The sequence below is a fragment of the Stenotrophomonas sp. genome, from assembly GCF_035634915.1.
Lineage (GTDB): Bacteria > Pseudomonadota > Gammaproteobacteria > Xanthomonadales > Xanthomonadaceae > Stenotrophomonas.
This window is the reverse complement of the sequence record NZ_DASQCB010000023.1, coordinates 76,397-96,514: the sequence shown is the minus strand read 5'-3', so window position 1 is coordinate 96,514 and position 20,118 is coordinate 76,397. Positions and strand designations below refer to the sequence as shown.

Sequence of the window (20,118 nt, the reverse complement as noted above, 5' to 3'; positions counted from 1 at the left end):
ATTTTTCGAGGAACGCCGCGTATGACAGCAGCTGCTGCCGACAAGAAGAAGTTGCCCCTGCACTGGAAGATGGGCATCGGCTTTGCGGTCGGCCTGGTCCTGGGACTGACCGTGCATGCCCTGGGTGGCAGCGTCGATGGTCTGCAGGCCGGTGCCAAGTGGGTCATGGACTACATCACCACGCCGGCGTCGGGCCTGTTCCTCAACCTGATCTTCATGCTGATCGTGCCGCTGATCTTCTCGGCGCTGATCATGGGTGTTTCCGAGATGGGCGACATCCGCGCCCTCGGCCGCATCGGCTGGAAGACCCTGGCCTACACGGTGCTGCTGTCCGGCATTGCCGTGGGCATCGGCCTGGTGCTGGTCAACGTGCTCAAGCCCGGCGCCGGCGTCGATCCGCAGACGGCCGCGCTGATGCTGTCGGAGAACGCCGAGCGCAGCAAGGAGATCGTGGCCGGCATCCATGGCACGCCCAAGGGCATGGACATGCTGCTGTCGATCGTGCCGAGCAACGTGCTGCAGGCAGCGTCGGACAACGGTGCCATCCTGTCGCTGATGTTCTTCGCCCTGATGTTCGGCATCGGCATGGTGCTGACCGACGATGAGAAGGTCGCACCGCTGCGCCGAGCCATCGAAGGCGTGTTCGAAATCTCGATGACCCTGATCAACCTGGTCATCCGCCTGGCCCCGTATGCCGTGGCCTGCTTCATGTTCAACCTGGCCGCGCTGTTCGGCTTCGAGCTGATCATCCGCCTGGGCGCGTACGTGGGCGTGGTGGTGCTGGCGCTGGGCCTGCACATGGTGGTGACCTACGGCGCGGCCGTGTGGCTGTCGGGCCGTTCGCCGCTGTCGTTCTTCCGCGATACCCAGGAAGCGACGGTGATGGCCTTCTCCACCGCCTCCAGCAATGCCACCCTGCCGACCGCGCTGCGCGTGGCCGACCAGATGGGCCTGCCGCAGCGCGTGTCGCGCTTCGTGCTGACCGTGGGCGCCACCGCCAACCAGAACGGCACCGCGCTGTTCGAGGGCGTGACGGTGATCTTCCTGGCCCAGTTCTTCGGCGTGGACCTGTCCATCGGGCAGCAGTTCATGGTGATGGCAGTCTGCATCCTGGGTGGCATCGGCACCGCTGGCGTGCCATCGGGCTCGCTGCCGGTGGTGGCGATGATCTGTGCGATGGTGGGCGTGAACCCGCTGGGTATCGGCCTGATCCTGGGCGTGAACCACTTCCTGGACATGTGCCGCACCGCCCTGAACGTGACCGGCGACCTGGCCCTGACCACCCTGGTGGCCAAGGGTGAAGCCGCCGACACCCCGGCCGAGGCCGCGGCCGCCGCCGCCCGCCTCGACAACTGATTCCGACGACGCCTGAACGGGGTCGGATCCCTTTCCGCCAGGAAAGGGCTCCGACCCCGCGCTGTTTCTGGATGACGTTGACCTGACCCTGCCGGGCGTCTGTGGGACAATAACGCGCCCGCAGTTTCGCGGCCGCCTCCCGATTCCGACAGAACCATGACGCAGCCTACCCGTCGCCAGTTGGCCAACGCCATCCGCTTCCTTGCCGCTGATGCGGTTGAAACCGCAAATTCCGGCCATCCCGGCATGCCCATGGGCATGGCCGATATCGCCGAAGTGCTCTGGAACGACTATCTCCGGCACAACCCGAACAACCCGCAGTGGTTCAACCGTGACCGCTTCGTGCTGTCCAACGGCCACGGCTCGATGCTGCAGTACGCGCTGCTGCACCTGAGCGGCTACGACCTGCCGATCGAGCAGCTCAAGCAGTTCCGCCAGCTGGGCAGCCACACCGCCGGCCACCCGGAACGCCACGAGACCCCGGGCGTGGAAACCACCACCGGCCCGCTGGGCCAGGGTTTTGCCAACGCCGTGGGCTTCGCCCTGGCCGAGAAGCTGCTGGCACAGCGCTTCAACCGCCCGGAGCTGGAAATCGTCGACCACCGCACCTGGGTGTTCATGGGCGATGGCTGCCTGATGGAAGGCGTGTCGCATGAAGCCGCCTCGCTGGCCGGCACCTGGGGCCTGCACAAGCTGGTCTGCTTCTGGGACAACAACCACATTTCCATCGACGGCAACGTCGAGGGCTGGTTCACCGACAACACCCCCGAGCGTTTCGAGGCCTATGGCTGGAACGTGGTGCGCGATGTCGACGGCCACGACCCGGAAAGCATCAAGGCCGGCATCGAGGCCGCACTGTCGCAGAGCGACAAGCCGACCCTGATCTGCTGCCGCACCACGATCGGCTTTGGTTCGCCGAACAAGGCGGGCAAGGAATCCAGCCACGGCGCCGCGCTGGGCAAGGACGAACTGGCCGCCACCCGCAAGGCGCTGGACTGGAACTACGGCCCGTTCGAGATTCCGGAAGAGATCTACGCCGGCTGGCGTGCCGGCGGCACCGGCACCCTGCGCCAGGCCGAGTGGGAACAGCAGTTCGACAAGTACGCCGCGCAGTACCCGGCCGAAGCCGCCGAGCTGACCCGTCGTTCGCATGGCGAGCTGCCGGCCGACTTCGTCGCCCAGGCCGATGCGTACATCGCCAAGGTCGCTGCTGAAGGCGCCACCATCGCCTCGCGCAAGGCCTCGCAGCTGGCCATCGAAGCCTTCGCGCCGCTGCTGCCGGAAATCGTCGGCGGCTCGGCCGACCTGGCCCATTCGAACCTGACCCTGTGGAAGGGCAGCAAGTCCGTCGCCAGCGATGATGCCAACGCCAACTACGTCTACTACGGCGTGCGCGAGTTCGGCATGACCGCCATTGCCAATGGCCTGGCGCTGCACGGTGGCTTCATTCCGTTCGACGCGACCTTCCTGGTGTTCAGCGATTACGCCCGCAACGGCGTGCGCATGAGCGCGCTGATCCCGGCCCACGCCATCCACGTCTACACCCATGACTCGATCGGCCTGGGCGAAGATGGCCCGACCCACCAGCCGGTGGAGCACCTGGCCTCGCTGCGCTACATTCCGAACAACGACGTGTGGCGCCCCTGCGATGCCGTCGAGTCGGCCGTGAGCTGGAAGGCTGCGATCACCCGCCAGGACGGCCCGAGCTGCCTGGTGTTCAGCCGCCAGAACCTGCCGCACCAGCCGCGCAGCGCCGAGCAGATCGCCCAGATCGAGCGCGGTGGCTACGTGCTGGCCGATGCCGCCGGCACCCCGGACGTGATCCTGATCGCCACCGGTTCGGAAGTCTCGCTGGCCACCGAAGCCAAGGCCCAGCTGGATGCGGCCGGCCTGAAGACCCGCGTGGTTTCCATCCCGTCCACCGACGTGTTCCTGCGCCAGGACGCCGCCTACCGTGAATCGGTGCTGCCCAACGCCGTGCGCAAGCGCGTGGCGATCGAAGCCGGCGTCACCGGTTTCTGGCGCCAGTTCGTCGGCCTGGACGGTGCAGTGATCGGTATCGATACCTTCGGTGCCTCGGCCCCGGCTGACAAGCTGTTCAAGCACTTCGGCATCACCACCGACCACGTGGTGGCAGCGGCCAAGGCGCTGTAAGCAGCTCCGCGAAGCAGGAAGGAGAAAGGCCGGCGCACGCCGGCCTTTCTTTTGCGCGCAGGTAATAAAAAGGGGACGGAGGGGATTAAGTCGTTTGTGCACAAACGACTTAATCCCCTCCGTCCCCTTTTTCTGCTTCAGGCGGAGCGGGCCAGTGCCAGGCGCAGCAACCGTGCGTTGACGCGCTCGCCGAGATCCTTCGGTGCCTGCAGGCCCATGCGCTGCAGGTACACCGCGTCGCCATCGCCTGCGGGCTGGCGAACCGCGGCCCACAGCGTGCGCAGCGTGTCACCGCGTGTCTGCGTGTGCGTTTTCAGCCAGCCCAGCGCCTTCACCAGCACCTGTTCGATCTCGTTGAAGTCGCTGCCGAGCGGGTAGTCGGGCAGGGTGCCATCGGTGCGGAACGGTGCCAGTGCCGCCGCCAGCGCCTGCGGTGTGTTGCGCTGTTCGCGCTGCGGGTCCGGGTGCCGCCCGGTACGCAGCTTGCGCGAGGCATACGCCTGCTGCAGCAGCCCGGCCTGGAACGGCGCTTCGGTGATCGCGGTCATCGCCTGCACGCAGTCGTCGTCGGTCAACCCACGCAGATCGGCAATGCCGTACTCGTTGAGGTAGATGTCGCGCAGGTGGCGCGGAATGGTGGTGTGCCCGTAGTTCCAGCGCACGTTCGAGGCACGCTTGCCCTTCTCATCCCGCGCGGCGCGGAACATCAGCACGCTGCGCGCCTCGGGCAGGGCATGGGCCATCGCCACGAAGTTGTACTGGCCGCCCACGCCGGATACCACGCGGCCATCGTCCAGCGCGTCGGAAACGGCCGCACCCAGCGCGGTGACCATCATGCAGGAATTGAAGAAGCGCGCATGACGGCGCTGCAGGCGCTCCAGCGTTTCGTTGCCGCCATACAGCTGGTTGATCTCGCTGATGCGGCGCATGCCGATGGCGCGGCATTCGTCCTCGGGCAGCGTGCGCAGCCATTCGTAGAACTCGGGCGAGCCCAGGTAGAACGCGCCGTGCAGGTATTCGCCTTCGGCTTCCAGCGTGGCATGGTCGATGGACAGCGTGCTGCCATTCTCGATGCGCTGCATGAGCGCCAGATCGTCGTGCACCTTGCGCCGGATGACGCCGGTCTGCACCAGCCGCCGGAAGCCTTCGTTGAGCATCTCGCTGCAGCCATACAGGCCTACTTCGAACGGATCGAGCCCGCCGATCTCCTGCACCAGTGGGTGATTGGCCAGCTGCGGGTCCAGGGCATTCAGCACCCGGCGGTAGCGCGCGTTGTCGGTATGGCGCAGCACCAGCGCATGGCTGAGCGCATCGGCCAGCGTGCCGATGCCGATCTGCAGCGTGCCGCCATCGCGCACCAGGGTGCTGGCGTACAGACCGATGGCGTAGTCCGCATCGGCCACCGGCTGCCGCGGCAGGCCGAACAGGGCCGGGTACGGCGGCGGCGGGGTGATCACCAGATCGAAGAAGGACACATCCACCGTGGCGGTGCCACCCAGGTAGGGCAGCTGCGGATCGATTTCGGCCACCAGCAGCGGGCGCGGCAGCCCGCGCGCGGCCATCGCATCCAGCGTGTCCTGGGTGATGTCGTTGTTGCACGACAGCGACAGCCGCCGATCATCCGGGCGCATCGCCACTTTCTGCACGATCACCTGTGGCGCGCGCTGGGCCACGGCGTCAGCGGCATGGGTGTAGTTCAGGCTGGTGTAGCTGGACTGCGCCTGGCGCGAACCGAGCAGCGCACCGGATTGCATGTAGAACTCCTCCACCTCCACATGCGCCGGCAAGGCATCGCGGGCGACCGCATCGGCGTAGGCCAGACGCGGAAAATCCTCGCCGAAATGGCGCTGCACGAACGGCGCCATGAAGCGCGCCTCCAGGCCATCGCCGCGCGCCTTGGGCGGGTTCAGCGACAACGCGGTGTACAGCTGCAGTGGTCGCGACGGATCTGCTTCCACCCGCGCATACAAGGCATTCAACAGCCGGTGCGGCTTGCCCAGCGCCAGCGGCGCACCCACCCGCAGCGGCCCGTCCACGCGCGCGAACAGCCAGTCAACGGCGGCGTCCAGGTCGGTCAGGTGTTCGGTCATGCGTGGCGGTCCTGCGGCAAGGGGAGTGCTGGCATTACAGCATGTCGGGCTTGAACCGCCGTCGACGCGAGACTTCCTGCCCCGAAACCATGAACCGGCCATCGCCGCGGTAGTGGAAGGTACGCGGCAGTTTCGGCCGCGGCGCGACGTGGGCGCGGACGATTTCCCAGATGAAGAGGTTGCTGGATTCGACGTGGCGGTCGTCATGCAGCCGGCACTCGAAACTGGAATGGCACTGGCCCACCAGTGGCACGGCCACATCGCGGGCGGGCACGGCCTCCAGGCCGAACCGCGTGAACTTGTCCACCTCGCGGCCGCTGCAGTTGCCGATGTCCACCACCGTGTCCAGCAGCTCCACGCCCGGAACGTTGATCACGCACTGCCGGCTGTCGCGGGCCAGGGCAAAGCTGTGGTTCTCGTTCCAGATGTAGGTGGCCAGCAGCGAGGGCGAGAAGCCCATCACCATGTGCCAGCCCAGGGTCATCAGGTTGCACTGGCCGTGCGCGGCGGTGCTGACCAGCACGATGGGGCCCGGTTCGAGGAAGCGGCGGGCCTGTTCGACCGGGAAGTCCAGTTTGCGCAGCGGCTTCATGGGGGCCCCGTGGGCAGAAGAGCCGATGCTGGGGCAGGCGGGATGAACCTGCGGTCGAGGGCTTGACATCCAATTCGATTACGCGCGTAATCGGGAGGTCGATTACGGATGTAAACCATGACCCCGATCAGCGAAGCAGAAGCCGTCGTGATGGAGGTGCTGTGGCAGCAGGCGCCGCGCAGCGCCGATGAGGTGGTGGCCGCACTGGCCCACCGGCAATGGGCCGAGCCGACCATCAAGACCCTGCTCAACCGCCTGCTGACCAAGGGCGCGATCGCCGCCGAGCGCGATGGCCGCCGCTACCTCTACCAGCCGCTGCTGCAGCGCCAGGCCTGGGTGGAAACACAGAGCCAGGATTTCATCGGCCGCGTGTTCGATGGCCGGGTGGCACCGCTGGTGGCGCATTTCAGCGAGCGCGGCCAGCTGACGGCGCAGGACATTGCCGAACTGAAGAAGCTGATCCAGGAGATGGACGATGAATGAGCTGCTCGATGGACTGTGGCAGGCCAGCCTGTGGCTGGCGCTGGGCGTGCTGCTGCTGGCGGCCGCGCGGCCACTGCTGGTGAAGCTGGGCGGCGCGGAGCTGGCCTATCGCAGCTGGTGGCTGCTGCCGCTGCTGCTGGTGGCCCTGCTGCTGCCCCTGCCGGCATTGCGGGCGTTGTCGGTGCTGCAGCATGTGCCGACGCTGCCGCTGAAGGTGGTGCCCGGTGCGGTCGAGGGCGCCGCCGCGCAGCTGCCGATGTGGCCGTGGCTGCTGGCCCTGGCCTGGGGGCTGGGTGCCGGGCTGCACCTGGCGCGCGAACTGCGCGCACAACGTCGCTTCGAGCGCGGGCTGGGCACGCTGCAGGCACGTGGCGATGGCAGCTGGCAGGCCAGCGCCGACCCCGGCCTGCCCGCGCTGGTCGGCCTGTGGCAGCCACGCATCGTGGTCGGCCCGCACTTCGACCAGCAGTTCGATGCCGACGAACAGGCGCTGATCCTGCGCCACGAACGCAGCCACCGCCGCAATGGCGACCACTGGGCCAATGGCGCCCTGCTGCTGGCACGGTCGGTGTTCTGGTTCCATCCGTTGTTGCCCTGGGCTGCGCGCCGCTTCCTGCGCGACCAGGAACTGGCCTGCGATGCGCGCACCGTTGCCGCGCAGCCGACGCAGCGCCGTCTTTATGCCAGCACGCTGTTGAAGGCGCAGCTGGTCCACCCGGTTGCACCGATGGCATGTCATTGGCGCAGCCAACCCGTGTTGAAGGAGCGTATCGCCATGTTGAAGCAGTCGCAGCGGAAGGCATTGCCGAAGGTGTCCGGCCAGGTGTTGCTGGCGGGGTTGTGCATGGGTGTTGCGGCGTTGGCCTGGGCCAGCCAGGGCGCGACGACGGGAGGATCATCGATCAGCGCCGAGCCGTACCAGTACGCCCAGGCGGATGCGGCCAGGGACGGGCTGGACTCGCCGGTCCAGGTGAAGAACATGGCGCCGCCGAGCTACCCGGTGGGCGCGTTCGAGAAGGGACAGACCGGTGTGGTGAAGTTGATCGTGGCCGTGAATGAAAAGGGCGAGGCCACCGATGTGCGCGTGGAAAGTGCGACCACTCCCGGCGTGTTCGAGGCCGCGTCGATCGCGGCGGCGCGCAACTGGACGTTCAAGCCGGCGATGAAGGACGGCAAGCCAGTGGCCGCCAAGCTGCGCATTCCGATCACCTTCGCCATGGACAACACCGACGCTGCCGGCGGTCAGGCTCAGTGAAGGCAACGCTGAAGCGCGCAGCGCTGTGTATCGCCACGATGCTGCTGGCCGCCTGCGCCACCCAGGAAAGGCTGACCACCGTCGACACGCGCAACGAGAGCGTCGGCCATCAGCGACTGCAGGCCGATGCCGGCGGTGGTGCTGGCCAGATCCAGCCCTACACGCTGGCCGCCAGCGAGGGCTACCGGATGCCGCAGCTGTACGCGGCACCGGACCCGGTGGTGGGCGCGAGCGATCCACGAACCTCGCTGCCACCGACCACAGTCTGCCTGCAGGTGGTGGTGGACGCGCAGGGGCAGGTTGAGCGCAGCCAGCCGCTGACCGACCGCAGTGAATGCAGCGCAGGGGCGGTGGCGGAGAACGGCCCGCTGCTGCGGGCCGCACAGGACGCGGTCGCGCAGTGGAAGTACTCGTCAGCGGCGGTCTGCCGCTTCGCGCCCGGGAAGGCGCCCGCAGACCGCAGCGACTGCCAGGGCGCCGACAGCATCGAGCCGGTGGCGGTCACCCTGCAGTACGCCTTCACCTTCGAGATCGTGAAGGGCCAGCATGTGGTACGCACGCAGGGCCGGTAGTGCCCTGCAGGTAGCGCCGGGCCACGCCCGGCGGTTTCCTGTTGCTGCAGTCAGGCGCCGCCAACGATGTTGGCCTTCACCGCCGGCTGCATCAGCTTCGGTTCGGCCAGGGTCGCGTCTCGCGCCTCACGCACGCTGACGAACGCCGCTTCATCCACGCCGTCGTGCACGTGGATGTTGTGCGCGCGCTGCGCGCCGATGGTGGTTTCGTTGGCGAAGGCACGGCCACCCGGGCCGTAGTCGTGGCACACAAATACACGGGTGGCATCGGGCAGCGCCAGCAGGCGCTGGATCGAGCGGTACAGCTGCGCGGCATCGCCGCCGGGGAAATCGCAGCGGGCGGTCCCGCCGTCAGGCATGAACAGCGAGTCGCCGGTGAACAGTGCATCGTCGATCAGATACGCAATGCTGTCGCTGGTATGGCCGGGCACGGCGATGATGCGGCCCTGCACCTGGCCCAGCGCGAAAGTCTCGCCATCGGCGAACAGATGGTCGAAGACTGGCGGTTCATCGGTAATCTGCAGGCCGTAGCGCGGAGCGAAGGTGGCCTGCACCGCGCGGATGCCTTCGCCGATGGCGAGGGTGGCCTGCGGGAAGCGTGCCTTCAGCCGGCGCCCGGCCGACACGTGGTCGGCGTGGGCGTGGGTTTCCAGCAGCCAGCGCAGTTGCAGGCGCTGTTGCTCGATGGCCTGCAGCAGCGGGCGCACCGGCGCATCACTGCTGGCATCGGTGTCCGGGTCGTAGTCCAGCACCGGGTCGATCAGCGCGGCCTCGCCGCTGGCCGGGTCGAACACCAGGTAGCTGAAGGTGTTGCTGTCGGCGTGGAAGAAGGACTGGACCTGGACCGGCATCGGAACCTCCTCAGCGCGTGCCGAGCACGCGGTTCAGCAGCTGTGCCAGGTTTTCACCGGCCAGCCGCAGCTGCGCCTCGGCTACCGGGCGGTAGCGCGCGGTGTAGTCATCGCCGATCTTGTGCGAGGCCGGGTACACACCGGGCTGCACCGCAATACGGCAGCTGGCTTCGGCCCAGGCCTGCGGGTCGCGCTGCGGATTGGACTGCCGGGCCAGCTTGGGCGCGGGCAGGGCGCGCAGCACCGGCAGGTAGCCGGCGTCATCCAGTTTGCGGGTATTGAGCATGCCGCTGTCCCACAGCGAATGCAGGTTGGTACCGCGGTTGCCGAACTGCAGCTGGAAGTCGTTGCCACCCTTGTCGTGGCCGTAGCCGGCGTGCATCGGCTGGTGCAGGTCGCCCACCAGATGCACGACGAACTTGAGCGCCTGCAGGCGCTCGCCGTCGGTCAGGCTGCGGTCGCCGAGGATGGCACTCTGCGCCTTCAGTGCTTCGACGATGCAGTTGCCGTTCCTGCAGTGCTTCGGCGCTTCGTAGTGGCAGCCGTCTTCGGCGATGTTGACGTAGTGCCAGGCAGCGGAACGACGGCCCAGGCCGGGGTCCTTGGCACGCAGCTGGTCGGCCCACGGCGCGATGCCGGCCAGGGTGGCGCCCGGCTCGGTGGCGAGCAGGCGCTCAACCTCGGCGCGCGCGGTCGGGTTGAGGCGGGTGTCGGCCACTTCGGCGACCAGGCGGTGGCCTTGTGCGCCCCAGGCATGGGCGGGGGCGGACAAGGTCAGCAGGGCCGGGGCGAGGGCGGCAGCGAGGATCAGGGAGTGCAGGGCTTTCATGCCGCCATTCTAGCGGTGCCGCCGGTGCCGGACGTGGCCGAGGCTGGCCGGATACCTCCACGGTGCGTGCCCACGCCGCCTTGATGCCTGCCCCGCTAGGCTGGCGCGGCTACGCGCGGGGAGGCGGCGATGACCATGACGGACAGGCGCATTACGGCAGTGCCCATCGACGAGGCCGGCTTTTCCGCCGCCTTTGATGCCCAGGTGCTGTGGCGCATGCGGTGGGCCTGTGCCGTGGCGGCCTGTTTCTCCCTGCTGTTCATCACCTTGGACCGCCAGTGGCTGCCGCCCGATACGGCAGCGGTGGTGCTGCGCTGGCGCCTGGGCGTGCTGCTGCCGGCCCTGCTGGTGGGGGTGGTGATGACCTACCTGCCGGCCTGGCGCCGGCACCAGCAGTACATCGGCGGTGCCATGGTGCTGTGCAGCGGGCTGGCCCTGGTGGCGATGGTGTGGACGGCGCACCAGGCCCAGACGGGCTACCCCTATGAAGGGGTGAGCCTGTTCCTGCTGTTCAATTACTTCCTGTGCGGCCTGCGATTCAAGGTCGCCACCTTCAATGGCACCGTCATCAGTGCCGCCTTCGTACTGGCAGAAGCGACCGTGCTGCCTGCCGGGCCAGCCCTGGCTGAAGCCCTGATGTTCGTCCTGGCCACGCATGTGGCCGGCATGGTGGGCTGCTACATCTCCGAGCGGCAGACCCGCGCGACCTTCAGCGCGGAACAGCGGCTGGATGCGCTGGCCAACCACGATGGCCTGACCGGACTGCTCAACCGGCGCGCCTTCGACCGCAGCGCCCGCCAGATCTTCCAGCGCTACCTGCGCGCGCCGCACCCGCGGGGTGCGCTGCGCATCGCCATGATCGATATTGATTACTTCAAGCGCTACAACGACCAGTACGGCCATCCCGCCGGTGATACGGTGCTGCATGCCGTGGCCTCCACGCTGTCAGCGCAGTTGCATGACCTCGATTCGGTGGTGGCCCGCTATGGTGGCGAAGAGTTCGTCGCGATTGGTCACTGGCAGCCGGGACAGTCGCAGTCGGCGCCATTCGAACAGATGCGGCAGCAGGTGCAGGCGCTGGCCATCGTCCACGCACATTCGGACGCCGCACCGGTGGTGAGCGTAAGCATCGGCGTGGCGCGCTGGCATGACGATGGTGGTGACACCCTGGAACAAGCGCTGCAGCGCGCAGACGAGGCGCTGTACCGTGCCAAGGCGGCCGGCCGCAACCGGGTGGAGGTGGCCGCCGACCAGTAGATCCACGCCACGCGTGGATGCACGTTGTTCCATCGAAGCAGAAAAAAGCCCCGGCACACACACCGGGGCAACCTGCTGCGAGGGTGTCTGGATCAGAACTTGAAGACGTACGACGCGCCGTACACCAGCGGGTCGATGTTCACCGTGCCGATCTTCTGGCCGTCCAGCTTGACCTTGCTGTCGATGTCGATCCAGCGCATGTCCACGCGCAGCGCGCCCTTTTCACCGATCGCGAAGTCCACGCCCGCATGTGCGGCCAGGCCCCACGAATCCTGCAGCTTGAGTTTGCTGCCGGCCAGCGCGCCGGTGGTGTCCTCGCTGAAGAAGGTCGTGTAGTTCACGCCCGCGCCCACGAACGGTGAAACCTTGCCCTTGCTGTTGAAGTGGTACTGCAGGGTGACCACCGGCGGCAGCTGCTTGGTGCTGCCCACCCGGCTCAGGCCGTTGATGTTGATGTCATGCTTGAACGGCAGGGCGGCCAGCACTTCGATGCCCAGGTTGTCGGCGATGAAGTACTCACCGGTGATGGTCGGCTTGATGTCGTTGTCCACGTCCACCTTCAGGGTGCCGCCAGCCAGCGAACCATTGTTCGACTTCGGGGCGACCTGGTGGACGCCGGCCGAGACGGTCCAGTCGCCCTTGGACTGGGCCATGGCCGGGGCGGCGGCCAGCGAGACGGCGGCGGCCAGGCCGGCCAGGATCAGGGGGGAGGTCTTGCGCATGGCGGTATCTCGTTGCGGGTTGGATGGGGCCAGTGTCGGCCTCACGCTGCGCTAACGCTTTGATCCGGATCAAATCCCCCTGGCGGCCCCGGCTGGCGGGGCGTCTGGCCTACGGTGGTCAGGCCCGGTTTGCTAGACTTGCGGGCCCTATCCATCCCGCCGCACCTGTCGCGGCTGCAGGAGCTTGTGAACATGGCAATCAAGGTTGGTATCAACGGTTTCGGCCGCATCGGACGCAACGTCCTGCGCTCGGCGGTGCTGAACTTCGGCGATGACATCGAAATCGTGGCCATCAACGATCTGCTGGAGCCGGACTACCTGGCGTACATGCTCAAGTACGACTCCGTGCATGGCCGTTTCAAGGCCGACGTGGCCGTGCAGGGCAACGACCTGCTGGTCAACGGCAAGAAGATCCGCCTGACCCAGGAACGCGACCCGGCCAACCTGAAGTGGGACGAAGTCGGCGCCGACGTGGTGCTGGAAGCCACCGGCCTGTTCCTGACCAAGGAAACCGCGCAGAAGCACATCGATGCGGGCGCGAAGAAGGTCATCCTGTCGGCCCCGTCGAAGGACGACACGCCGATGTTCGTGTTCGGCGTGAACGACAAGACCTACGCCGGCCAGGCGATCATCTCCAACGCCTCGTGCACCACCAACTGCCTGGCCCCGCTGGCCAAGGTCATCAATGACAAGTGGGGCATCAAGCGCGGCCTGATGACCACCGTGCACGCGGCCACCGCCACCCAGAAGACCGTCGATGGCCCGTCCAACAAGGACTGGCGCGGTGGCCGTGGCATCCTGGAAAACATCATTCCCTCGTCCACTGGCGCAGCCAAGGCCGTCGGCGTGGTCATCCCGGAACTGAACAAGAAGCTGACCGGCATGAGCTTCCGCGTCCCGACCTCGGACGTGTCGGTGGTCGACCTGACCGTCGAGCTGGAAAAGGAAGCCACCTACGCCGAGATCTGCGCCGAAGTGAAGGCACAGAGCGAAGGCGCGCTGAAGGGCATCCTGGGCTACACCGAAGACAAGGTGGTGGCCACCGATTTCGTCGGTGAAACCCACACCTCGGTGTTCGATGCCGACGCCGGTATCGCCCTGGACGGCACCTTCGTCAAGCTCGTGTCGTGGTACGACAACGAGTGGGGCTACTCGAACAAGTGCCTAGAAATGGCCAAGGTCGTCGCGGCCAAGTAAGGCCTTCGAAGATCGCCACACGAACCCCGGCTTGCCGGGGTTCATCGTATATGGACCCGGCTTGCCGGGGTTCGTCGTTCATGGGCCCGGCTGACGTAGCATGGGCCACGGACCGCTGCCGCTGGGGCGCGGCTGCGTTGGGGTAGACGAAGAATGGAAGCACTGATCGTCCTTGTGGTTCTGGCCCTGCTGGCCATACCGCTGCTGCTGGTGGTGGCGCTGGTGATGATCGCCGGCCTGCGCCGGCGCGTGGCCGCACTGGAAAGCGCACTGGCCGGCGGGGTGCCTGCTGTTGCCGCCGCCCCGCGCGCGGCCGAGCTTGCTGCTGCGGCGGCAGAACCTGCCGCCCCCCTGGCCGAGGCCAGCGAACCGCCGTTCCTGCGCCCGGCTGCTGCGGCCGCGCCACCGCCGGTGTCGCCTGCGCCACCTCCTCCCATGCCGCCGGTACCCGCCGCGGCCGTGCCGCCGCCGGTACCAGCGTGGCCATCGCTGCCACCGGAACCGGCGCTGCCCAACGTGATCGAACGTGCCGTGGGCGCAGTCAAGCGCTGGTTCACCGAGGGCAACGTGCCGGTGAAGATCGGCATGCTGGTGCTGCTGGCCGGCGTCGCTGCGCTGCTGAAGTACGTCAGCGACCAGGGCTGGCTGGTGGTGCCGATCGAACTGCGCCTGGCCGGCATCACCGTGGGCGCGCTGGGCCTGCTGGCCTTCGGCTGGCACCAGCGCGAACGCCGCCGGCTGTTCGCCCTGGCCCTGCAGGGCGGTGCCATCGGCGTGCTGCTGCTGACCATCTTCGCGGCGTTCAAGCGCTTCGAACTCATGAACCCCGGCTTCGCCTTCGCCAGCTCGATCCTGCTGGTGGCGGGGCTGTGCGTGCTGGCGGTGGTGCAGAACTCGCGCACGCTGGCGGTGCTGGGCATTCTCGCTGGCTTCATGGCGCCGCTGTGGCTGTCCACAGGCAGCGGCAACCACGTGGGCCTGTTCAGCTACTACGCGGTGCTCAACGCCGGCATCTTCGCCATTGCCTGGTTCCGCCCGTGGCGCGCGCTCAACCTGCTTGGCTTTGCGTTCACCTTCGGTATCGGCACGTTCTGGGGCGTGCTGCAGTACCGCGCCGACAAGTTCGCCAGCACCGAACCGTTCCTGCTGCTGTTCTTCGCTTTCTACCTGCTGATTCCGCTGCTTTACGCGCGCCGCCAGCCGGCCGAGCGCCGCGATCTGGTCGATGGCAGCCTGGTGTTCGGCACACCGTTGATCGCGTTCTCGCTGCAGGCGGGCATGCTGCACGAGCAGCCGATGACGCTGGCGTTGTGCGCGCTGGGCCTGGCGGCGATCTATGCGGTGCTGGCGCGCGCGCTGATTCACCGTGCCTCGTACAGCGTGCTGGCGCAGTCGCACGCGGTGCTGGCGGTGGGCTTTGCCACGCTGGCGGTGCCGTTGGCGCTGTCGGCGCGTGCCACCGGTGCGGTGTTCGCGCTGGAAGGTGCCGGCCTGGCCTGGCTGGGGCTGCGGCAGCAGCGCTGGTTGCCGCAGGTGGCGGCGGCGCTGCTGCAGCTGGGCGCCGCCTTTGCGTTTGTGGTGGGGGCCGACTACTGGCACGGCGACATGCGCTTCCTGCTCAACCCCACCGCCATCGGTGCGCTGCTGCTGGCCGTGGCCGGCTTCGCCAGTGCGTGGAGCTACCAGCGCCGCGCGCGCCAGGACGTGGTCCTGGTCTACTACCTGTGGGGCCTGCTGTGGTGGCTGGGCGGCTTCATCCATGAGATCGGCCGATTCATCGAACGCACCGCGCAGGCCGACGCGCTGCTGGTGCTGGCGGCGGTCACCGCCTGGCTGGCAGCGGAGGTGCAGCGTCGCCAGCCGGCACGCGCGCTGGGCGTCACCGCACTGGTGATGCTGGCGGCGGGCTTCCCGCTGGCCCTGCTGCAGAGCGATGCCCACCAGCAGCCGTTTGCCGGCTACGGCGCGCTGGGCTGGGCGCTGTTCGCGGTGCTGGGCGTGCGCACCCTGCTGTGCCTGCGCCAGGGCGGTGACGGCGTGGCCCGTATCGCCCAGTTCCTGTGGTGGCTGCTGTGGCCGTCGCTGCTGTCCCTGCTTGCGCTGTGGGGCGGCGATGCCGCGCATCTGGCACAGGGCTGGACCGCGCTGCTGGCGACCCTGCCGTGGCTGCTGCTGGCAGCGTTGTCGCTGTGGCGCTGGGCGTGGCTGCGCTGGCCACTGGGCGATGCCTTCGATGCCGCACGCGTCGCGCTGCAGAGCGTGGTGTTCGGCGTGCTGGCCTGTGCCTGGTGGATCGGCATCAGCCTGGCCGGCGATGCGGCGCCGCTGCCGTGGCTGCCGGTACTCAACCCGGCCGAACTGGCGCAGTGGCTGAGCCTGCTGCTGGCCGCGCGCTGGCTGTTCGGTGGTCAGGCGCCGGCAGCGTTGCAGCGCCTGCGCGTGCCGGTACTGGCGCTGGCCGGTTTCATCGCCCTCACCAGCACCGTGCTGCATGGCGTGCACCAGTGGGGTGGTGTGCCCTGGGCGCCGTCCATGGCCCGCCAAAGCCTGGCCCAGACCAGCCTGACCGTGTTGTGGAGCGTGCTGGGCGTGATCGCCTGGGTCTGGGGTTCGCGCCGTGGCCAGCGTGTGCTGTGGATGGTTGGCGCCGTGCTGATGGCCGTGGTGCTGGCCAAGCTGGTACTGATCGACCGCCAGCACCTGGGCAACCTGCTGGGTATCGCATCGTTCATTGCCTACGGCCTGCTGTGCACGGTCGTGGGCTACCTGGCGCCAGCACCCCCTGCTGCGGCGCCTCCCGTCGAGGACATCCCATGAAGAAGTGGAGCACGGCACTGCTGCCGATGTTGCTGGCGCTGGCCGGCGTGGCATCCGCGCAGGCCACCGACTACCGCGCGCACTACGCCGAACAATGGCCGTTGAGCCTGTCCAGCGCCCAGTCGGGCGCGTACCGCGTGGTGCTGGAACCGGCCATCTACCGCCGCGCCGGCCGCGCCGACCTCGGCGATCTGCAGGTGTTCAACGCCGCCGGCCAGGCCCTGCCGTCGGCGCTGCTGGCGCCGGACCAGCCACTGGCGCAGCCCCCGGTGCAGCGCGAGCTGCCGTGGTTCGCGCTGCCACCGCTGGCCGAAGCGCAGCGCAATGATCTGCAGCTGCTGACCGAGCGCGATACCGATGGCCGCGTGCGCCGGGTCGAGGCGCGCGTGGGCGCCGGTACCGTAGCGAACGGGCAGGGCGGCTGGCTGATTGATGCCAGCGTGCTGGGCCAGCAGCCGCTGGCAGCACTGGTGCTGGACTGGGCCGACAGCGGGCAACCGCTGCAGGCGCAGGTGCAGCTCGATGCCAGCGACGACCTGCAGCACTGGCGCGCGGTAGCGCGCGATGTGCCGCTGGTGGACCTGCAGCGCGCCGGCAAGCGCCTGCTGCAGCGCCGCCTGCAGGTGGATGGCAATGCACGCTACCTGCGCGTGCTGCCGCAGGGCGAGGCGCGCCTGCCGGCCCTGCGCAGCGTGCTGGCCGAACTGCCGCCGGCCCCGGCGACGGTGCCGTGGGAATGGTTGTCGCTGGAACCCACGGCTGCCGGCAAGGGCGAATACACCTTTGAGCTGGACGGCCGATTCCCGGTCAGCAAGGCCGATGTGGCCAGCACCGACAACAGCCTGGTGCAGTGGACGCTGTACAGCCGTGACGATCCCGGTGCCGAATGGCAGCGCCGCAGCGCACCGTGGATTGCCTACCAGGTGCAGCAGGGCGCGCCGGGCCAGCGCCAGCAGTCGGCCGCGCAGGGGCTGGGCGGCATCTGGCGCGACCGTTACTGGAAGCTGGTGGCCAGCCCGGTGGAAACGGCCACCGCACCAACCCTGCGCCTGGGCTACCAGCCGGAAGTGATGGTGTTCCTGAGCCAGGGCGCGGCGCCGTACGCGCTGGCCGTGGGCAGCGCCACCGCACGCCGCGCTGAAGCACCGATCGCGGTGCTGATCGAGGAACTGCGCCAGCGCAACGACCCAGCGTGGCAGCCGACGCTGGCGCGGCTGGAAGGTGCACCGGAGACGCTGGCCGGCGATGCCGCACTGAAGCCGCAGCGCGACTGGAAGGCGTGGTTGTTGTGGGCGCTGCTGGGCCTGGGTGTACTGGTGGTGGGAGGCCTGGCGGTCAGCCTGCTGCGGCAGAAGCCGGCGCCTTCGGCGTAGGTTCCCGCGAACGGCGCAGCCCCTCGTGGGTGGGCGATTGGTCGCGTAGAGCAGAAGCCGCGCTTGGCCGGGCGGGTGGGCTGGGCAGGGGACGCCGTGAACCCATCCATGGGGGCTTGGCCGCGGCATCCATGCCGCGGACACCCCTGCCCAGCCCACCCGCCCGGCCTCTGACAGTTTCCGGTTGCGTCCACCCACGTAGAAGAAAAAAGAAAATCAAAAGCGGGTCGCGCGCTGCGCGCACTCGCCGTGGGGTCAGATCCGTTTTCCGCAGGAAAACGGATCTGACCCCGTTCTTTTTCCACCCGACATCAGAAACCGCTCTTGCCTTTGCCATCCGCTCCGCCTCATGAACCTGTCGAGGCCGGGGTGGTGTGGGATGGCAGGGGTGTGAGCCGCATGGATGCGGCGACCAAGCCCCCATGGACGGGTTTACGGCGTCCCCTGCCATCCCACACCACCCCGGCCCACCGCCAGCACCACGAAGCGCCAGCGCTTTGGCTGTTGCTGTCCGCCTCTGCCTGCCGCAGGCATCGGCCCTCCCACCTCCCGCAGCCGATACAATGCCCGTCTGCCGTCACACCGGCATCCTGTCCCCGAGCCAAAGAGTTGCCCATGTCCATCGTCCGCATGACCGACCTCGACCTCTCCGGCAAGCGCGTGCTGATCCGCCAGGATCTGAACGTGCCGATCGAGAATGGCCGCATCACCTCCGAACAGCGCATCACCGCTTCGCTGCCGACGCTCAAGCGCGCACTGGAGCAGGGGGCCGCCGTGATGGTCACCTCGCACCTGGGCCGACCGAAGGAAGGCGTGTGGAGCGAAGCCGATTCGCTGGCACCGGTCGCCGCGCGCCTGTCCGAGCTGCTGGGTCGCGAGGTTCCGCTGGTGGGCGACTGGGTCGACGGCGTCGATGTGCAGCCGGGCCAGCTGGTGCTGCTGGAAAACTGCCGCATGAACGTCGGCGAGGGCAAGGATGACGAAACCCTGTCCAAGCAGTACGCGGCGCTGTGCGACGTGTTCGTGATGGATGCGTTTGGTACCGCGCACCGCGCCCAAGCCTCCACCCACGGCGTCATCCGCTTCGCGCCGGTGGCCGCCGGCGGCCCGCTGCTGATGGCCGAACTGGACGCGCTGGCCAAGGCACTCGACGCGCCGGCCAAGCCGCTGCTGGCCATCGTCGCCGGCAGCAAGGTCAGCACCAAGCTGGAACTGCTGGCCAACCTGGTCGGCAAGGTCGACCAGCTGATTGTCGGTGGCGGCATCGCCAACACCTTCATCGCCGCCGCCGGCTACAACGTGGGCAAGTCGCTGTACGAACCCGACCTGCTGGATACCGCGAAGAAGATCGTCGCCGATGCGCAGGCACGTGGCGCGGCCATTCCGCTGCCGGTGGACGTGGTCACCGCCAAGCAGTTCCTGCCTGATGCCGCCGCCGAGGTGAAGGCCGTCGACGCCGTGGCCGAGGATGACCTGATCCTGGACATCGGCCCGCAGACCGCCGCGCAGTACGCGCAGCTGATCCAGAACGCCGGCACCGTGGTCTGGAACGGCCCGGTCGGTGTGTTCGAATTCGAAGCCTTCAGCAAGGGCACCGAAGCGCTGGCCCGTGCCATCGCCAGCTCCAGGGCGTTCTCCATCGCCGGTGGTGGCGACACCCTGGCGGCGGTGGACAAGTTCGATATTGCCGGCGATGTCAGCTACATCTCCACCGGTGGCGGAGCGTTCCTGGAATTCCTGGAAGGCAAGACCCTGCCGGCCGTGGCTGCACTGGCTGCGCGCGGCGCATGAGCGTCGCGCTGCGCGCAGGCGGAGAAGAGCGTGCAACGCTCTTCTTCGACATGGACGGCACCCTGATCGATTCGGAAGTGGGCATCACCACCTGCATCGCCTATGCGCTGCAGAAGATGGGCCAGCCGGTGCCGCCGCAGGAAACGCTGCTGGGCTGGATCGGGCCGTCGCTGCGCACCACCTTCACCCCGCTGTTCGGCGACGCTGTGCGGGTTGAGGAGGCCGTGGCCTTCTACCGCGAGCGCTTCGACCGTGAGGGCTGGCGCGAGCACACGATCTACCCGGACATCGAAGCGACCGTGCGCGCGCTGCAGGGTCGCGGCCATCGCCTGGCCGTAGTCACCGCCAAGAACGAGCCGCACGCCCGCCGCATCGTTGAACACCTGCCGTTCGGCGGCCTGTTCGATGAGGTGATCGGTTCGACCCCGGATGGCTCTCGGAGCAGCAAGCCGCAGCTGGTTGGCGAGGCGCTGCAGCGCCTGCAGCTGGACCCAGCGCAGTGCTGGATGATCGGCGACCGCCGCATGGACATCGAAGGCGCGCGCCATCACGGTCTGCGCAACGTCGGCGTGCTGTGGGGCTTCGGTGGCGAAGCCGAGCTGACCGAGGCCGGTGCCGGCCACCTGGCCCGCGAACCGGCGCAGCTGCTGGCCCTGCTGGCCTGAGCCGGATGTTGCTGGTCGCCGGGCATCGCCCGGTGCTACCGGGGCAGGAAGGGGAGCGCCGGGCCATGCCCGGCGTGTGCCGCGCGCGTGCTGACATGCCGATGTCCGGAACAT

16 protein-coding genes are annotated in these 20,118 nt (G+C 68.1%); 11 read left to right on the top strand and 5 right to left on the bottom strand.

The window, feature by feature from the left end:
- Positions 1-21: 21 nt before the first annotated feature.
- On the top strand, positions 22-1,356 hold the full coding sequence (locus VER16_RS17850) for a dicarboxylate/amino acid:cation symporter (protein WP_324810324.1): 1,335 nt from the start codon (positions 22-24) through the stop codon (positions 1,354-1,356).
- Positions 1,357-1,512: 156 nt separating this feature from the next.
- Entirely contained in the window at positions 1,513-3,510 is a 1,998-nt protein-coding gene (tkt, locus tag VER16_RS17845; RefSeq protein ID WP_324810321.1) for a transketolase, read from the top strand.
- Between the two features lie 137 nt (positions 3,511-3,647).
- On the opposite strand, the gene VER16_RS17840 is transcribed toward tkt, so the two are convergent.
- Positions 3,648-5,600, bottom strand: a complete 1,953-nt coding sequence (locus tag VER16_RS17840) for an acetyl-CoA hydrolase/transferase C-terminal domain-containing protein (protein ID WP_324810319.1) — start codon at positions 5,598-5,600, stop codon at positions 3,648-3,650.
- Between the two features lie 34 nt (positions 5,601-5,634).
- On the bottom strand, positions 5,635-6,192 hold the full coding sequence (locus VER16_RS17835) for a flavin reductase family protein (RefSeq protein ID WP_324810317.1): 558 nt from the start codon (positions 6,190-6,192) through the stop codon (positions 5,635-5,637).
- 117 nt (positions 6,193-6,309) lie between these two features.
- Here VER16_RS17835 and VER16_RS17830 point away from each other — a divergent pair, with 117 nt between their 5' ends.
- Genes VER16_RS17830 through VER16_RS17820 form a run of 3 tightly spaced genes read left to right on the top strand, consistent with a single transcriptional unit; the run spans position 6,310 to position 8,502 of the window.
- Complete coding sequence (locus VER16_RS17830; protein ID WP_324810316.1) at positions 6,310-6,675, top strand: BlaI/MecI/CopY family transcriptional regulator; 366 nt, start codon at positions 6,310-6,312, stop codon at positions 6,673-6,675.
- The gene (locus VER16_RS17825) at positions 6,668-7,930 is read left to right on the top strand and encodes a TonB family protein (RefSeq protein ID WP_324810314.1); all 1,263 of its coding nucleotides are present in this window, start codon (positions 6,668-6,670) and stop codon (positions 7,928-7,930) included. Before VER16_RS17830 ends, VER16_RS17825 begins: the two co-directional genes overlap by 8 nt.
- A gap of 38 nt (positions 7,931-7,968) precedes the next feature.
- A complete protein-coding gene (locus VER16_RS17820; protein ID WP_324810612.1) occupies positions 7,969-8,502 on the top strand; it encodes a hypothetical protein in 534 nt (177 codons plus the stop codon).
- Between the two features lie 50 nt (positions 8,503-8,552).
- On the opposite strand, the gene VER16_RS17815 is transcribed toward VER16_RS17820, so the two are convergent.
- Entirely contained in the window at positions 8,553-9,353 is an 801-nt protein-coding gene (locus VER16_RS17815) for an MBL fold metallo-hydrolase (protein WP_324810312.1), read from the bottom strand.
- Between the two features lie 10 nt (positions 9,354-9,363).
- Positions 9,364-10,182 carry a S1/P1 nuclease gene (locus VER16_RS17810; RefSeq protein ID WP_324810311.1) on the bottom strand — a complete coding sequence of 273 codons (819 nt, stop codon included), beginning with the start codon at positions 10,180-10,182 and terminating at the stop codon, positions 9,364-9,366.
- Positions 10,183-10,317: 135 nt separating this feature from the next.
- On the opposite strand from VER16_RS17810, the gene VER16_RS17805 reads away from it, so the two are divergent.
- Positions 10,318-11,439: a diguanylate cyclase gene (locus VER16_RS17805; RefSeq protein WP_324810309.1), complete on the top strand. Its 1,122-nt coding sequence runs from the start codon at positions 10,318-10,320 to the stop codon at positions 11,437-11,439.
- A gap of 92 nt (positions 11,440-11,531) precedes the next feature.
- Here the strand turns inward: VER16_RS17805 and VER16_RS17800 are convergent, their stop codons facing one another.
- Positions 11,532-12,161, bottom strand: a complete 630-nt coding sequence (locus tag VER16_RS17800; RefSeq protein WP_324810307.1) for an OmpW/AlkL family protein — start codon at positions 12,159-12,161, stop codon at positions 11,532-11,534.
- 192 nt (positions 12,162-12,353) lie between these two features.
- Here VER16_RS17800 and gap point away from each other — a divergent pair, with 192 nt between their 5' ends.
- The 5 genes from gap to VER16_RS17775 all read left to right on the top strand — a co-directional run bounded on the left by gap (position 12,354) and on the right by VER16_RS17775 (position 20,004).
- Entirely contained in the window at positions 12,354-13,358 is a 1,005-nt protein-coding gene (gap, locus tag VER16_RS17795) for a type I glyceraldehyde-3-phosphate dehydrogenase (protein WP_079222994.1), read from the top strand.
- A gap of 153 nt (positions 13,359-13,511) precedes the next feature.
- Entirely contained in the window at positions 13,512-16,175 is a 2,664-nt protein-coding gene (locus VER16_RS17790; RefSeq protein ID WP_324810304.1) for a DUF2339 domain-containing protein, read from the top strand.
- The gene (locus VER16_RS17785) at positions 16,172-17,548 is read left to right on the top strand and encodes a DUF3999 domain-containing protein (protein ID WP_324810302.1); all 1,377 of its coding nucleotides are present in this window, start codon (positions 16,172-16,174) and stop codon (positions 17,546-17,548) included. Before VER16_RS17790 ends, VER16_RS17785 begins: the two co-directional genes overlap by 4 nt.
- Positions 17,549-18,163: 615 nt before the next feature.
- Positions 18,164-19,339 (top strand): phosphoglycerate kinase, encoded by a 1,176-nt coding sequence (locus VER16_RS17780; protein WP_324810300.1) that lies wholly within the window; start codon positions 18,164-18,166, stop codon positions 19,337-19,339.
- Entirely contained in the window at positions 19,336-20,004 is a 669-nt protein-coding gene (locus VER16_RS17775) for an HAD hydrolase-like protein (protein ID WP_324810298.1), read from the top strand. Before VER16_RS17780 ends, VER16_RS17775 begins: the two co-directional genes overlap by 4 nt.
- The last annotated feature ends 114 nt before the right edge of the window (positions 20,005-20,118 follow it).